General features: G+C 54.5%; 12 protein-coding genes. 4 read left to right on the forward strand and 8 right to left on the reverse strand.

What is annotated here, in order from left to right; all coding sequences use genetic code 11:
* Positions 1 to 225: 225 nt before the first annotated feature.
* On the reverse strand, positions 226 to 1,191 hold the full coding sequence (locus tag DSD30_RS14095) for a DMT family transporter (protein ID WP_114010284.1): 966 nt from the start codon (positions 1,189 to 1,191) through the stop codon (positions 226 to 228).
* A gap of 68 nt (positions 1,192 to 1,259) precedes the next feature.
* The gene (gene moaA, locus DSD30_RS14100; protein WP_114010285.1) at positions 1,260 to 2,285 is read right to left on the reverse strand and encodes a GTP 3',8-cyclase MoaA; all 1,026 of its coding nucleotides are present in this window, start codon (positions 2,283 to 2,285) and stop codon (positions 1,260 to 1,262) included.
* 219 nt (positions 2,286 to 2,504) lie between these two features.
* Between moaA and DSD30_RS14105 the strand changes: the two genes are divergently transcribed.
* Complete coding sequence (locus DSD30_RS14105; protein ID WP_114010286.1) at positions 2,505 to 2,861, forward strand: gamma-butyrobetaine hydroxylase family protein; 357 nt, start codon at positions 2,505 to 2,507, stop codon at positions 2,859 to 2,861.
* A gap of 76 nt (positions 2,862 to 2,937) precedes the next feature.
* On the opposite strand, the gene DSD30_RS14110 is transcribed toward DSD30_RS14105, so the two are convergent.
* Positions 2,938 to 3,540 carry a L,D-transpeptidase gene (locus DSD30_RS14110; protein ID WP_114010287.1) on the reverse strand — a complete coding sequence of 201 codons (603 nt, stop codon included), beginning with the start codon at positions 3,538 to 3,540 and terminating at the stop codon, positions 2,938 to 2,940.
* 637 nt (positions 3,541 to 4,177) lie between these two features.
* Between DSD30_RS14110 and DSD30_RS14115 the strand changes: the two genes are divergently transcribed.
* Positions 4,178 to 5,488: an autotransporter outer membrane beta-barrel domain-containing protein gene (locus tag DSD30_RS14115; RefSeq protein ID WP_157967714.1), complete on the forward strand. Its 1,311-nt coding sequence runs from the start codon at positions 4,178 to 4,180 to the stop codon at positions 5,486 to 5,488.
* Positions 5,489 to 5,655: 167 nt separating this feature from the next.
* On the opposite strand, the gene DSD30_RS14120 is transcribed toward DSD30_RS14115, so the two are convergent.
* Positions 5,656 to 7,272 carry a fumarate hydratase gene (locus DSD30_RS14120; RefSeq protein WP_114010473.1) on the reverse strand — a complete coding sequence of 539 codons (1,617 nt, stop codon included), beginning with the start codon at positions 7,270 to 7,272 and terminating at the stop codon, positions 5,656 to 5,658.
* A 34-nt stretch (positions 7,273 to 7,306) separates the two neighbouring features.
* Here DSD30_RS14120 and DSD30_RS21590 point away from each other — a divergent pair, with 34 nt between their 5' ends.
* Together DSD30_RS21590 and fumC are read left to right on the forward strand one after the other, a co-directional pair.
* Positions 7,307 to 7,519: a hypothetical protein gene (locus DSD30_RS21590; RefSeq protein WP_138150274.1), complete on the forward strand. Its 213-nt coding sequence runs from the start codon at positions 7,307 to 7,309 to the stop codon at positions 7,517 to 7,519.
* A gap of 141 nt (positions 7,520 to 7,660) precedes the next feature.
* On the forward strand, positions 7,661 to 9,049 hold the full coding sequence (fumC, locus tag DSD30_RS14125) for a class II fumarate hydratase (protein ID WP_198662961.1): 1,389 nt from the start codon (positions 7,661 to 7,663) through the stop codon (positions 9,047 to 9,049).
* 142 nt (positions 9,050 to 9,191) lie between these two features.
* Here the strand turns inward: fumC and DSD30_RS14130 are convergent, their stop codons facing one another.
* From DSD30_RS14130 to DSD30_RS14145, 4 genes are all read right to left on the reverse strand, one after another.
* Entirely contained in the window at positions 9,192 to 10,145 is a 954-nt protein-coding gene (locus DSD30_RS14130; RefSeq protein ID WP_114010289.1) for a sugar-binding transcriptional regulator, read from the reverse strand.
* Between the two features lie 237 nt (positions 10,146 to 10,382).
* On the reverse strand, positions 10,383 to 11,315 hold the full coding sequence (locus tag DSD30_RS14135; protein ID WP_114010290.1) for a sugar phosphate isomerase/epimerase family protein: 933 nt from the start codon (positions 11,313 to 11,315) through the stop codon (positions 10,383 to 10,385).
* A gap of 1 nt (position 11,316) precedes the next feature.
* Positions 11,317 to 12,840, reverse strand: coding sequence for a glycerol-3-phosphate dehydrogenase (locus DSD30_RS14140; protein ID WP_114010291.1), 1,524 nt, complete (start codon positions 12,838 to 12,840; stop codon positions 11,317 to 11,319).
* A gap of 55 nt (positions 12,841 to 12,895) precedes the next feature.
* Entirely contained in the window at positions 12,896 to 14,437 is a 1,542-nt protein-coding gene (locus tag DSD30_RS14145) for an FGGY-family carbohydrate kinase (protein ID WP_114010292.1), read from the reverse strand.
* Positions 14,438 to 14,598 lie beyond the last annotated feature (161 nt).

Raw genomic sequence — 14,598 nt, forward strand, 5'->3', positions numbered from 1 at the left:
GACAAATCACTTCAAAACTTGGCCTGAATGCGGACAAAAACAGACCAGCAGACCGAAAGGGGGGAATTGAGGGCGCAAGGCAACTAAGGGGGGCTTGAAGGCCTCGCGTCCTCTAGGATGTAACATTGTAGTGAGGGTCTGCCAAGACGCATACGCATTTTTGAGTCGAACCTGCAAAATCGGAACGGCAACTTTGGCAGACGGACCAGAAGCTTTGAAAGGCGACTAACCGCCAGATTCCGCAGCCTCTTTGGCTTGGGCTTGCCGGCGCATGCGCGAGACAGTCCTCTCCCTGAAAATCGTGTAGATGCCGGAGGCAAGAATGAGGGCAATGCCGAACCATGTCTGCAGATCAGGAATGTCACTGTAGAAGACATAGCCATAGAAGAGCGAGATCGGCATCGAAATATAGCGGAAGGAGGAAACCACCGAGATCTCACCATTGTTCATCGCAATCACGATGGCATATTGGCCAAGGGTCAGGAACACTGCAGCCAGCGCCAGCATCAGCATGCTAATGGTCGATACTGGTTCCCAGCTTTCCGTCAGGTTCAACAGGCCACCGCCGATGGTTGACATCAGCATGGTGATGAAGGTCACGCCCCACAAAGGTGCACCGACCGGGATACGGCGTGTGATCACGTCACGTGCTGTTGCGCCGATCACAGCGCCCAACGCAAACAGCGAATAGAAAGTGAAGCCTTCCAGTCCGGGGCGAACGATCGCCATCACGCCCACAAAGCCCACCACAATGGCACTCCAGCGGCGTATCCCGACCTGTTCGCCAAAGAAAATCGCTGCCGCTGCTGTCGACGCCAGCGGAATCGTCAGCATAATGGCCCCGATGTTGGCCAACGGCAATTGCGCAAGCGCGGTCAAAAACAAAAGAGCCGCGATGGTTTCGCATGCCGCGCGCAACAGGATTGTCGGATGCAAAGCCGCCCGCAGACGCTTATATTCCTTTGTCCACGCCAACATGCAGGCCAGCAGCGTAAGGGCCACAATGCCGCGAACCACCACGACCTGGCCAGTCGAAAGGGATTCGCCACCCATTTTGGTCAGCAAATCGTTGGTCACAAAGAAAAGGATCGCAACCTGCATGATCATGATGCCATACAGATTGCCTTTGTCGGTACGGATCGCAGCCGCATCAACGCGCGTTGCGACCGTTCCTTGCGGCGCGGTAGTCATGAAGTCAGACCTTGCTTTATTCGGGGAGGCGGCAAACGCAGCAAGACAAGCGATGAATGCTTGATCTTCTAGCCACCGGTAACAGACATATGTCTGCCAATAGAGGGGCGATTATTATCTCTGTCAATGATAAAATCATGACCCTTGGGTTTGCGGGCAATTGCCGACAGGATTGCCTCGGTCAACGGGCCATCGCTCTCGGAAGCCCGCAAGGGGGCGCGCAGATCGGCGGCATCCTCCTGACCCAGGCACATATAGAGAGTGCCGGTGCAAGTGACCCGGACCCGGTTGCAGCTTTCACAGAAATTGTGGGTCATTGGCGTGATGAAACCGACGCGTCCTCCGGTTTCCTTTACCGTCACATAGCTGGCCGGACCGCCCGTCTTGTGCGCTGAAGGCTCCAGAGTCCAGCTCTGGGCCAGATCCCGTTTTAGCTCCGACAAGGGCAAATACATGTCAAGGCGCTCATGGTCGATCTCGCCCATTGGCATGGTTTCGATGAAAGTCACATCCATACCGCGCTGGTGGCAAAAACGGATCATCTCATCATATTCATCATCATTCACACCGCGCAGGGCAACGGCATTGAGCTTGAGCTTGATCCCGGCGGCAAGGGCGGCCTCGATACCATCCATAACCTGATCAAAACGGCCCCATCGGGTAATTTCCTTGAAGCGGTCCTCGCGCAGACTGTCCAGAGAAACGTTGATCCGCTTCACGCCAAGCGCCGCCAGTTCACTGGCATATCGCTTCAGTTGCGAGCCGTTGGTCGTCAGGGTCAGCTCTTCCAGCGCTCCGCTGTCCAGATGGCGCGACAGGGACCCGAACAGCGTCATGATGTCCTTGCGCACCAAAGGTTCCCCGCCAGTCAATCGCAGCCGTTTCACACCAAGGGAGACAAAAGAGGAGCAAAGGCGATCCAGTTCTTCAAGGCTGAGGACCTCCCTTTTGGGCAGGAAGTTCATATTCTCGGCCATGCAATAGAAACAGCGGAAATCACATCGATCCGTGACAGACACACGCAAATAGTTGACATGACGTCCGAACAGATCGATCAATGGCGCGTTTGCCTGTGCCAACTCATCATGCTGCATTGGGTCACTCTTTCTCTTACAAGACAGGGTCGTTTGGGATCTCGCACGAAAGATAGGGTGTGCGGGGCGGCCTAGTCAATCCTACTGAGGTTCAGCAAAGCGTGAAGTGATTTTCATGCAAACTGTCATTGAACCGGAGATGAGCATGGCATAAGTCTGGAAGGATACACTTGACTTTTTCGTAACTGCGGTGATGTCCGACAGGAAAGAAAGCCTTGCATGACCAATCCATGGCCAACCGAATTGCGCCTGTCTGAAGACAGGAAAACGCTCACCATCTCGTTTGACACGGCAGAAAGTTATGTCTTCACCGCGGAATTTCTGCGGGTGACATCGCCAAGTGCCGAGGTGCAGGGACACAGCGAACAGGAACGAAAGACTGTTGGCGGCAAACGAGACGTCGAGATCATGAAAATCGAGCCGGTTGGCAATTACGCGGTCCGCATTTCCTTCACCGACTTGCATGACACGGGCTATTTCAGCTGGGACTATTTCCTGAAATCAGGCCGGGACCATGAAGCAATCTGGGATGCGTATCTTCAGGCGCTCGAGGAAAACGGCCTCAGCCGTGACTGATTGGATTTGGTACGCGTGAAATGAAAAAAGCCGGCTCACAGGGAACCGGCTTTCTTTTGTCTGAAAACGTCCAGACTTATTTCTGATTGGCCTGGATCACGTGAACACGGGCACCAACACGCACGCGCTCATACAGGTCGATCACATCTTCGTTGGCCAGACGGATGCAGCCCGAAGACACGGCCTGACCGATGGACCAAGGCTCATTGGAGCCATGAATGCGGTAGATGGTGGAACCGATATACATCGCACGAGCGCCGAGCGGGTTGTTTGGGCCACCTTCCATGTGGGCTGGAAGATTAGGCACGCGCTTGCGCATGGCAGGAGGAGGAGTCCAGCCCGGCCATTCCGCTTTGCGGCTTACACGATGGGTGCCTGTCCACTGAAAGCCGGGACGACCAACGCCGATGCCATATTTTACGGCTTTGCCATCGCCAAGAAGGAAATACAGACGACGTTCCTTGGTATTGACGATGATGGTGCCTTTTGCTGCATTCGCATATTTGCCATCATAGCTGACGGTGCTGCGTTTAATCGGCGAACGACCACCACGAACGGACCCGTTGACTTCTTTCCAGGTGTTGGTGGTCATGTCGAAATATTTGGATGCCTGGGCGCCTGTGACAGCAACCGTGAGACCCAGAATCATGCCTGCGGCGAGAGAGAATAGTTTGCGCATTAAGTTTGCCCCGAACTTATCGAAAGGTTCAGGCAGTCTTCTATATCCGCAAGATTCATGCGTCACGAAGCCCTGCCTAGGAAAAAATTGCGATAATTTTGACAGGATCTTTCCTAAGAAAGGATGATCGTTGCAAGTGCTTTTTGGCTAGGAAGCGTTCACATTTGCGTTTTTGATGCAAAGCAAATGTACGTTGTGGCGATTTCGCAACAGTTGGGACTCTTCCTAAGGGCACTTGACTGATCAGTTGCCCCGAAAATTGGCACAACTCACTCTTGAGTGGAAAAAGTTGAATGATTGCAGCAAATAGGAGTGTCGAATCAATCTTCTACACGTTGAAGTCGATATTTCGGCCCAATCTCATGCGCTGATAGCCGAAAACTGAGGCCTTCCCTTACCTTGTTTTCCAACAAACGAATGGATCCTGTCGGCGGTGAAACATTCGGGAAACTACGACCAATCGGCAACGTTCCGATATATTTTGGCAGATTTTCTCTGGTTTTAATCATAGCCATCTAGGCGACAGGGCGCAAAAAGTGCTAAGGGCTTCGACGGGTGCTTCTTTAACGTAGAGTGGCGTTTGGTGGATGTGTGACTGATAGGTTGCATGAGAGTGGCCACGCGAAGGTTGATTGACATGAATGGATTGGCAAAACTGATTTTGGGTGCATTGCTCCTTGTCGGATCCGTTGCCCTTCTTCCTGAAGATGCAAAAGCACAACAGGTCAGCGCTTGTAGCACTGTTAAAACCGACCCCAATTACGACCCGCTCTGCAGCAGTACCTGTAATCTGGGTGAATATTTCCAGTATGTTTTCGATGCTGCCTATCGCCCCCATCTGTGCAACAGCATTCCGACTGCTTTTTGGTCCTATCAGAGACAAGTCGGTGAAGTCTCTTCCAATGGCAAATCGGCCAGTGGCAATGCCTCCTCTGTGAGTGCCGCCGCCAGTAACAGCAATGCCGCCAACGTCGCCTTGATGACACCCACACAGCGCGTCAGCGTTGGGTCCGCCATATTGCACTATGCGCCGACGGGCTCAAGCAGCGAAGCGTTGGACAAGATCAACGCCATGAATGGTGAGGAGGAGCCGCTCGACTATGGCGCGGCGCCTTTGGAAAAAGCGGTCTGGTTCAAGTTGCTCGGCACATTGGGTAACAAGGATGCCACTGCCCAACTGGCAAGTATTCGCATTCAGACCGGCGGCATCATGGCCGGGACGGATTTCTATTCAAACGAATATCTGCGTTTGGGCGTGCTTGGCTCCGTGTCGGATATCTCCGTCGATATTCACGAGAACAACAACGAACTCGATGTCACCGCCTGGAAGATTGGCGGCACCGGCACCCTCGAAATTGGTAAGTGGTATCTTGACGGTTTGGCGACTCATAGCTGGGAGAAGAACAGCGCCAGCCGAACTGTCGACATCAACGGTATGGGCGACTTGCGCAATTTTTGGTCCAAATTCACCAACCGCCGCATCAATGCCGCTTTTGAAACAGGCTTTCGATGGAATGTCGGGCGCTTGATGATTCAGCCCCTTGCCGGGGTGGATCTCAATTGGTTAAAGCAGGCCGAAGTGGTCGAGCAGGGCAACAGCTCAGCTTCTATCATCACCGCCAAGAACACGGTCTTTACCGGTTCGTCCAAGCTCGGTGTGAACCTGTCGTCGGTCATTCTGCTCGACAAAAGCTCGATCGTGCCAACCGTTGGCGGCTATTGGGGGCATCGGTTTGGTGAGCTCGAAAATGCCAACCGCATCTCCACCGATCAGGGTGTCAGCTATCAATATGTCGGAGCGAAACCGCCGCTTGATATCTTCAATCTCTATGCGTCCGTCATGCTCAATGTTGACGAGAGTCTGGCGTTGTCGGCAGGCTATCACGGTGCCTTCAATCGCTTCGAGCGCTACCATGCAGGCAATATCGCATTGCGCATTCGCTTCTGAGCCGAAGGCTCAAGGCTGCTCCGACGCGTTCATTCGACACTTCAACATATTCCATCAAGACTTCAATAAAGTCATTCAAGTGATTCATATATAACAAAAAACCCGGCGACTGCCGGGTTTCTCTTTTCGTGTTTATATCCGTGGATGGATATCCGGGCTGTTGAAGATTAACCCAAATTCAGTTCAGCAAAGAAATCGTTGCCTTTGTCGTCAACCACGATGAAGGCCGGGAAATCTTCCACTTCGATCCGCCAGACGGCTTCCATGCCGAGTTCTGGATATTCCACGCACTCGACTTTCTTGATGCAATCCTGAGCGAGACGGGCAGCCGGTCCGCCAATGGATCCGAGATAGAATCCACCATGGGCTTTACAGGCATTGGTGACCGCTTTTGAGCGGTTGCCCTTGGCCAGCATGATCATTGATCCACCAAAGGATTGGAACTGATCCACGAAGCTATCCATGCGGCCTGCCGTGGTGGGACCAAAGGACCCGGATGCGTAGCCTTCCGGTGTCTTGGCCGGACCTGCATAATAGATCGGATGGTTCTTGAAATATTCCGGCAATTCCTCGCCGGCCTCAAGACGGGCACGGATTTTGGCGTGAGCCAGATCGCGGGCCACGATCAGCGGACCGGACAGAGACAGACGAGTCTTGGTCGGATGCTTGGTCAGCTGAGCCAGCTGCTCTGCCATTGGCTTGTTGAGGTCGATCTTGACAACATCGCCGCCCAGCTCCTCACCATCTACGTCCGGCAGATATTTCGCCGGATTGGCTTCCAGCTCTTCAAGGTAAATCCCGTCCTTGGTGATCTTGCCAACGCACTGACGGTCAGCCGAGCAGGACACACCGATCGAGATTGGCAGGGAAGCACCGTGACGCGGCAGGCGGATCACCCGCACATCGTGACAGAAATATTTGCCGCCAAACTGCGCACCGATGCCCATCTGCTGGGTCATCTTGTGAACCTTTTCTTCCATCTCAAGATCGCGGAAGGCATGCGCGGTTTCAGAGCCTTTGGTCGGCAGCGTGTCATAATAATGTGCCGAGGCCAGCTTGGTGGTCTTCATGTTCAGCTCAGCAGACAGACCGCCGATAGTGATCGCCAAATGATATGGAGGACAAGCAGCGGTGCCGAGGGTTTTGATTTTCTCTTCCAGGAAGGCCAGCATCCGGTCTTCGGTCAACAGAGCGGGCGTGCCCTGATAAAGGAAGGTCTTGTTGGCCGAACCGCCACCCTTGGCGATGAACAGGAACTTATATTCGTCTTCCCCATCGGCAAAGATATCGATCTGGGCTGGCAAATTGTTGGCGGTGTTCTTTTCCTCAAACATCGTCAGAGGAGCCAGCTGGCTGTAACGCAGGTTCTTCTTGTCGTAGGCATCAAAGACGCCCTTGCTGATTGCGCCTTCATCAGAGCCGACCACATGCACATGTGAGCCCTTTTTGCCCATGACGATACCGGTGCCCGTGTCCTGACACATTGGCAGGATGCCGGATGCAGAAATGTTGGCATTCATCAGAAGGTCATAAGCAACGAATTTATCGTTGTCGGTTGCATCCTCGTCGTCGAGAATCTTGCTCAACTGTTCCAGATGGCCCGGGCGCAACAAATGGTTGATGTCCATGAAAGCCTGTTCGGTCAGCAACCGAATGCCTTCTTCCTCGACCATAAGGACGTCCTTGCCCTTGAAGGTTTCAACGGACACATAGTCCGACGTCAATTTACGGTAGGGGGTCTCATCCTTCCCGAGTGGGAAGAGCTTGTTCACCTGAAAGCTCATATCTGGTCCTCGTTCAGCGAAACAGGCGGCGGTGATGCCACTTGCTTTTACTCTTGCGCATGTCACCGAAGGTGCGGGAAGCAAAAGGTCAGACTTCGCTGCACGATCAGCTTTGCTCGCCTCCATCAGTGCGCTGTTTTCCCGGATTTTTCAACCCTTGGCGGTCAAAATCCAGAGCTTCATGCCACCACAACCTGTGGTGCGACAAAATGAAGGAAAACAAGCCTTTAAAACGCACATTACTTGAATTATATCTTCAACATAGAGACGGTGAACTTCATCCTAATGGACTTGTCGTTCCTTTCCTTTGTGCTGTGTCAATCTGCACAGAGACAGCCAAAAACAATTGCCCGAAACAAATGCTAAAAACACATGCTTGGAGACGATCATGACGATGCGAACGGAAACGGATTCCTTCGGCCCATTGGAAGTGCCGGAGGACAAGTATTTTGGTGCCCAGACAGCGCGCTCTCTGATCAACTTCCCGATCGGCGAGGAAAAAATGGCGGCACCCCTCATCCGTGCGCTGGGCATTGTTAAACTGTCTGCAGCCAAAGCCAATCTGGCGCTCGATAATATCGACCCGACCGTTGGCGATGCAATCGTCACCGCAGCGACAGAAGTGGCCCAAGGCAAACTTGATGATCACTTCCCTCTGTCAGTCTGGCAGACCGGCTCCGGCACCCAATCCAACATGAATGCCAATGAGGTGATCTCCAACCGCGCGATCGAATTGCTGGGCGGTATTCTGGGTTCCAAGGAGCCAGTTCATCCCAATGATCACTGCAATCGCAGCCAATCCTCCAACGACACCTTCCCGACCGCGATGCACATCGCGACCGCTGAAGAGATCAACAAGAGCCTGATCCCCGCTCTCGATGATCTGGCCATTGCTCTGGAAGCAAAATCCGATGCCTTTAAGGACATCATTAAGATCGGCCGGACGCACTTGCAGGATGCAACGCCGCTGACGCTCGGGCAGGAATTTTCCGCTTATGTCGCCATGGTCCGCAACAGCATCCGCCGAGTGCGTGCCACCTTGCCTGCGCTTTATGATCTGGCACAGGGCGGCACGGCGGTTGGCACCGGCATCAATGCCAAAATCGGCTTTGCCGAGAAGTTTGCCGCAGAAGTCGCCGACTATACCGATCTGCCATTTGCCTCCGCGCCTAACAAGTTTGAATCGCTGGCCACCCATGACGCCATGGTCGAAGCCCATGGGGCGTTGAATAGTGTCGCGGTGAGCCTGTTCAAGATCGCCAACGACATTCGCCTGCTCGGCTCCGGCCCACGCTCGGGGCTGGGGGAAATCTCCCTGCCGGAAAACGAACCCGGCTCGTCGATCATGCCTGGTAAGGTCAACCCAACCCAGTGTGAGGCCATGACGATGGTGTGCGCTCAGGTGATGGGCAACAACACAACGGTATCGATTGCTGGCTCACAGGGGCATTTCGAGCTCAATGTCTTCAAACCGGTTATCATCTTCAACACGTTGCAATCGATCCGCTTGTTGAGTGATGCCTGCAACAGCTTCACCGACAAGTGTGTCGTCGGCATCAAGGCCAATGAAGACCAGATTGCCGAGCTTATGGGACGCTCGCTGATGCTGGTTACGGCGCTGGCACCGCATATCGGCTATGACAATGCCACCACCATCGCCAAGACAGCCCACAAGAATGGCACCACTTTGAAAGAAGAGGCGGTCAAGCTCGGCTTCGTCAGCGAAGAGGATTATGACACGCTTGTCCGTCCTGAAAAGATGATTGCGCCCCAATAAGCGGGACCGAGAGCTGAATGACAAAAGCCACCGTTTCGACGGTGGCTTTTTCGTGTTCGGGTCAACGCATTTGACAGGTGAGCAGGTCTGACCTGCAAAGACTGGCCTGCAATGACTGGCCTACAATGACTGGCATGCAATGTCAGGCCAGCAAGGCGCGCGCCGTCCGCTCATCCGTGATCAGGCCAGAGAGATTGCGGCTGTTGAGAATGGCGCGGATGGCATCCACCTTTTGGTCGCCACCAGCGATGGCGACGATTTTGCTGTTGGTCATGCTGTTGCGGGATACGGACACGGTGCGCGAGGTGAGGGGTGTTTCTAGGATGTTACCATCCTGGTCAAAGAAATGGCCCAGCAGTTCGCCAATGGCACCAGATTTTGCAATCTCCGCAATCTCTGACTGTTCTATCATGCCTGAGGCGACCAGCTGCGTATCGGTGTCCACCGTACCGATCCCGACAATCTTCAGTGGTGCGCTTTCCGCCAGCTCGAAAACCTCATTGACGCCCCGTTGCGCCAACAGGATCTCTCGGTCATCGCTGGTGTTGGCAAAGAAGGGCACGGGCATCACATAGGCCTGCGCCCCGGTCTTTTCCGCCAGCATATGCATCACGTCGTGCGGGTTTGCCGAAAAATTGCGGGTCAGACCACCTAGCAGGGACACAAAACGCATCCCTTCTATGCGCATGCGCGGCAAAGTGCGGATGGCCGCCGCCAATGTGCGCCCGTGGCCGATACCGATCAGGGTTTCCTCGCCCATATCAAGCCAACGGCGCAAAAAACTCGCTCCAACGAAGCCAAGTGTTTTGATCGGCAGGCCAACTTCTTCCAGATCGGGTGCTACCTCGCATGTATCGAGGCCATAACGCTCTGAGAGAGCGCTTTCCAACTCGATGCATTCGATGATTTCGCCTTCGATGGTTACTTTGACAGAGCCCTCGGCCACCGCTCTGGCAATCAGCCGATGGGCCTTCACCGAGGGAACGCCGATCCGTTTGGCGACCTTTGCCTGCGTCAGGCCTCCAACATAATGAAGCCATGCAGCCCGGATCGCCAAACTGTGTTCGTTGTCCGGAAGGGGTCTCAATCCGCTCATCGGTCTATCCTTATGCATCTTCCCTCATGCTCCTGTCTCAAAGAGCAAAAGCCCTGCCGCCCATCCATCAAGGAAAGAGGCGGCATGACATCATCTTGTTTTGGGCATTGTTTCTTTATGCCCGATCATAGCGTCCCGCCGGATTATGGAACAGTCTGCTTTCGGCTGGGGAGGTACAAAATGCCATGCCCAATTGGTCCCCTTGCAGTTAACACAAAGAAAACCTTGCATTCCACCTCAAATTTTGAGGCTTTGTTCCCCACTGTCGATATGAGGCGCCCAAAAGGCAACGCTTTCTGCGATATGGGGAATGACCTGCCGATCATTCGGCTCGCGCTCCTTGAAGCTCAGCTCAAGACAGATTTCATTGTCCTTCGCGCCACCCGCTTTGAAAGCGGCAATCAACGGTTCGGGCTGGATTTGCCCCTTTGCATTATATTCGGCAATGAAAGGCCGATGCCCACCCTTGTCCATCAGGCTCTGCTTGATGTGAATGATCGGACTGACTGGCGGAATGGCGCGGGCCCAGGCATAGGGGTCATAGTCGGATGGATCCTCGGAGGTGACATCCCCATGGTCAATATCGGCCATCATCCACATTGGGATCGCCATATCAGCCTCTGAAATGCGGTCTTGCAGATCAATGCTGGCCTTGATGGTTTCGCCAAATTCACGGCCAACGCTCATCGGCTCCCAAAAGACAAAATCGAGACCGGCCCCCTTGGCATGTTCGGTCACTTCGGCCCAATGGTCGATGGCAATATCGATTAGCTCTTCACGCCGGGCCGGATCGTCAAAGTCCTTAAAAGTGAAGATGGCAAATTGAGTGCCGACCGACTTACCGCCAAGATCGCCAATGATGTCGGCAAAGCATTTGAACCAGTCGACATAATAGCGCCGCACATTCGGGTCCGGATGGCCGAAATGATTGAGCCTGCCATAAGGCCCGGTCATGCCCGAGGTCACCCGGGCACCGGTCCGCTCCAGCGCCTTGTCCATTTGCCGTGTCAGGCGACGGATCAGCGGCGCTGGCCAGCTGGGATTGATAAATTCATGGGTCAGCTGTATGTCGCGCAGGCGGATTTTGCCTGCGATGGCATCAATCAGATCATCCGGATCGGCAAAGCGATTGACCAGCGGATTGGTATTGAGCGAAAGGGTAAAAGCCATATCAGGATGCCTTTGCCGTTTCGTTGGTGTCCAGCGCTGCAAACCAGTCGGCAAAGGCGGCTTGCTCTTCCGCGCTCATATGCAGGCGATGTTTGGTCCGCCGCCAGATAATGTCTTCTGCGGTGCGGGCAAATTCCACATCCACCAGATAGGTGACTTCTGCCTCATAGAGATTGCCACCAAAATGCCGCCCCAACTCTTCAACCGATTTGGAATTGCCGGCAATGGCGGCAATGCGCGAGCCATAAAGCCGACCATAATGGTTGCGCAATGGCCGCGGCATCCACGGATAGTCCCGCTTCATCTTGTCTTGGAACAGGTCATAATCGGCATTTTCAAGGTCACCACCGGGGAGGGGCGCATTCTCGGTCCAATTGCCGCTCATGTCGGGGAAGAATTTCTTCATCCGCTTCAGGCAACCTTCAGCGATTTCCCGATAAGCCGTGATTTTGCCGCCAAAAATATTGAGCAAAGGCGCATTGTCGGTCTCGTCAAGATCAAAGACATAATCGCGGGTCACCGCGGACGGATTGCCACGGCCATCATCAAACAGGGGGCGGACGCCGGAGAAGCTTTCGATCACATCATCGCGATTGAGCTTTTCCTTAAAGTAGCGATTGACCACATCAATCAGATATTGGATCTCGCTCTCATCGGCTTCCACATCCTCGGCACGGCCTTCATAAGAAATGTCGGTGGTGCCAATCAGCGCCAGATCGCCCTCATAGGGGTTGATGAAAATAACGCGCTTGTCATGATTCTGTACCAGATAGGCATTTGCCCCGGTCCAGAATTTTGGCACGATGATATGCGATCCCTTGACCAGACGGATATTGCGCTTGGATTTGGAGTTGGCGACATTGTTGATGACATCGGACACCCATGGACCGGCAGCATTGATGATTGCCTTTGTCTTATAAGTCTTGGTCTCGCCAGTGAAGCTGTCAGTGGTGGTGACCTTCCACGCGCCATTCTCCCGGACCGCTTTGGTGGCAGGGCTGCGTGTGACGACGATTGCGCCCTTTTCCTTGGCCCCCACCGCATTCAGCACAACAAGACGGGCGTCATCGGCCCAACAATCAGAATATTCAAAGCCGATGCGATACTGATCCATGATCGCGGCCCCTTCCGGGTCCCGGCGCAGATTGAGCATCCGCGTGCCGGGCAGCTTCTTACGGCCCCCCAGGTGGTCATAAAGAAACAGACCAAGGCGAATGAGCGCAGCAGGGCGGTCCTGTGGGCTATGGGGCAAAACAAAGCGCAAGGGCCAAATGACATGCGGCGCGTTTTTCATCAGAACCTCGCGCTCGGTCAAGGCCTCGCGCACAAGGCGGAACTCATAATATTCCAGATAGCGCAATCCCCCATGCACCAGCTTGCCTGACCGTGAGGAGGTGCCCTGCGCCAGATCGTCCTTTTCACATAGAACGGTTTTCAGCCCACGTCCCGCCGCATCACGCGCAATGCCTGCGCCAAGGATACCGCCTCCAATGACAAAGAGGTCTACTTTGATTGAATCTGTCATCTCGACTCCTAAACCAGTGCGCTTCACCGGTTGCTTCAATAATGTTGGTAAATCGTCACAGGTCCTGCCAGACCGGAGCCATGGCTTTGCGCGACGATTGATAAGTCTGGAAGGTGGTCTCATAGATGGGCACGAGGTCCGGATTCGGCGCCTGCTTTTCGCCTAGAAGCGGCGTCACCCAGTCGGCAATACAGGCATCCATATCCGGATAGACCCCAATGGCGACGGCGGCCATCATGGCGCAGCCCGCAGCGCCTGCTTCCTCGCGGGCAGACGCACTGACCGGCACATTGAGAGACGAGGCCAACACTTCACGCAGGGCTGGCGACCGAGCCGCTCCGCCTGTCAGGCGCAGCTCGCGCGGCATCTCGCCCATCGCCTGATAGCAATCCCGGGCAGCCATGCCGAGGCTTTCCACCACGGCGCGGACCAAATCTGGATAGCGATGATTGAGGTTCATCCCGATGAGGCTGGCCCGTGCCTTCGCATCCACAAAGGGACCGCGTTCCCCCGCATCCGAAATATAAGGGTGATAAACAAGCCCGCCCGGTTTGGACTGCGCCATCCAGCCATCAATCCGCTTGACCAGATCTGCATGAGCGATCTTTTGCCCGTCTTCAGCCAACAGGTCATGGGCAACCGACAAGATCCAGTCAATATTCAGCGTCGCCGCCATATTGGTCTGCACCTGCGTCACCATATTCTCCACCGGGAGGCAGATCACATAGCCAGAGCCTTCCGCATTCAGATGCACATCCTCTGAGCGCACCGAACGCATATGAACGCCCGTTGAACCAACCGCGGAGCAGGCAACCCCAGATTCGCCCGTATGAACGCCAGCCCCAACTGTTGTCATCACCATGTCCACATAGCCAAGGGAGACGGGCGTGCCTTCCAGAAGACCGGTCGCTTCTGCAGCACTCGCACTTAGGGGGAGGGTGTCTTTCGAGCCATCAATGATGGGTGGCAGCAAATTGCGGTGGGTATAAAGACCCAAAGAATCGAGCACCGTGTCGCTATAGGTCCGGCTACGGAAATCGCCAAAGGTAAAACAGGCTTCCGACGGATCGGTGGCCCGCATGCCGGTCAAATTGAGAAACAGCCAGTCTTTGCAATGAAGGGCCACTTCTGCCCGATGCAGCAAGTCGGAATGATGCTGCGCCATATGGGCCAATTGCGTGCCCTGTTGGCAGGTATTGAGGCCCGTGCCAGTGGCTTCAAAGCGCGCCCGTTCATTGGCCCCGTGTTTCAGTCGGGCAACGGTCGGGGCCGCACGGCCATCGAGCCAGATCCAGGCATCGCAGACATCTTTATTCTGCTCACCCACCAGCCATGTGCCGTCGCCTTGCCCCGTCAATGCGATGGCCGCAACCCGAGAGGCCAGATTGTCGACTTCCTTGGAAAGACCTTTGATGGCGACAACGCACTCCGCCCACGTGCGTGGCAAGGATTGGGTCGCCGATCCATCCGGCCCCAATTCATAGCGGTTGCGAACCGCTGAGCTGGCAATCTGGTTGCCCGAAAAATCAAACGCAATTGCCTTGATGACGGAGGTCCCGGCATCGATCCCGATGATCAGGTCTGCACCATCCGTCATTGGTCATAGCCCCCGCAAAATTTGTAACGTTGACAATTTCCCATTTTCTTCCTCCTCCCACAGCTCCCGGCGTAGCTCCTTTTGGATGAATCGAAAAACACTATGAAAAACATTCGTTTACAGCGTGCTTTTCGGCGGTGCCGCGAGGTGTGTATACAAAC

The sequence above is a fragment of the Cohaesibacter intestini genome (assembly GCF_003324485.1).
Classification (GTDB): Bacteria; Pseudomonadota; Alphaproteobacteria; order Rhizobiales; family Cohaesibacteraceae; genus Cohaesibacter; species Cohaesibacter intestini.

Bases quoted from the DNA above. Each gene is read 5' to 3' on its own strand.
- DSD30_RS14135 (WP_114010290.1), bottom strand. From the start codon at position 11,315: ATGGCTTTTACCCTTTCGCTCAATACCAATCCGCTGGTCAATCGCTTT.
- DSD30_RS14120 (WP_114010473.1), bottom strand. From the start codon at position 7,272: ATGAGCTTTCAGGTGAACAAGCTCTTCCCACTCGGGAAGGATGAGACC.
- DSD30_RS14105 (WP_114010286.1), top strand. From the start codon at position 2,505: ATGACCAATCCATGGCCAACCGAATTGCGCCTGTCTGAAGACAGGAAA.
- fumC (WP_198662961.1), top strand. From the start codon at position 7,661: ATGACGATGCGAACGGAAACGGATTCCTTCGGCCCATTGGAAGTGCCG.
- DSD30_RS14130 (WP_114010289.1), bottom strand. From the start codon at position 10,145: ATGAGCGGATTGAGACCCCTTCCGGACAACGAACACAGTTTGGCGATC.
- DSD30_RS14145 (WP_114010292.1), bottom strand. From the start codon at position 14,437: ATGACGGATGGTGCAGACCTGATCATCGGGATCGATGCCGGGACCTCC.
- moaA (WP_114010285.1), bottom strand. From the start codon at position 2,285: ATGCAGCATGATGAGTTGGCACAGGCAAACGCGCCATTGATCGATCTG.
- DSD30_RS14115 (WP_157967714.1), top strand. From the start codon at position 4,178: ATGAATGGATTGGCAAAACTGATTTTGGGTGCATTGCTCCTTGTCGGA.
- DSD30_RS21590 (WP_138150274.1), top strand. From the start codon at position 7,307: ATGCCACTTGCTTTTACTCTTGCGCATGTCACCGAAGGTGCGGGAAGC.
- DSD30_RS14095 (WP_114010284.1), bottom strand. From the start codon at position 1,191: ATGACTACCGCGCCGCAAGGAACGGTCGCAACGCGCGTTGATGCGGCT.
- DSD30_RS14110 (WP_114010287.1), bottom strand. From the start codon at position 3,540: ATGCGCAAACTATTCTCTCTCGCCGCAGGCATGATTCTGGGTCTCACG.
- DSD30_RS14140 (WP_114010291.1), bottom strand. From the start codon at position 12,840: ATGACAGATTCAATCAAAGTAGACCTCTTTGTCATTGGAGGCGGTATC.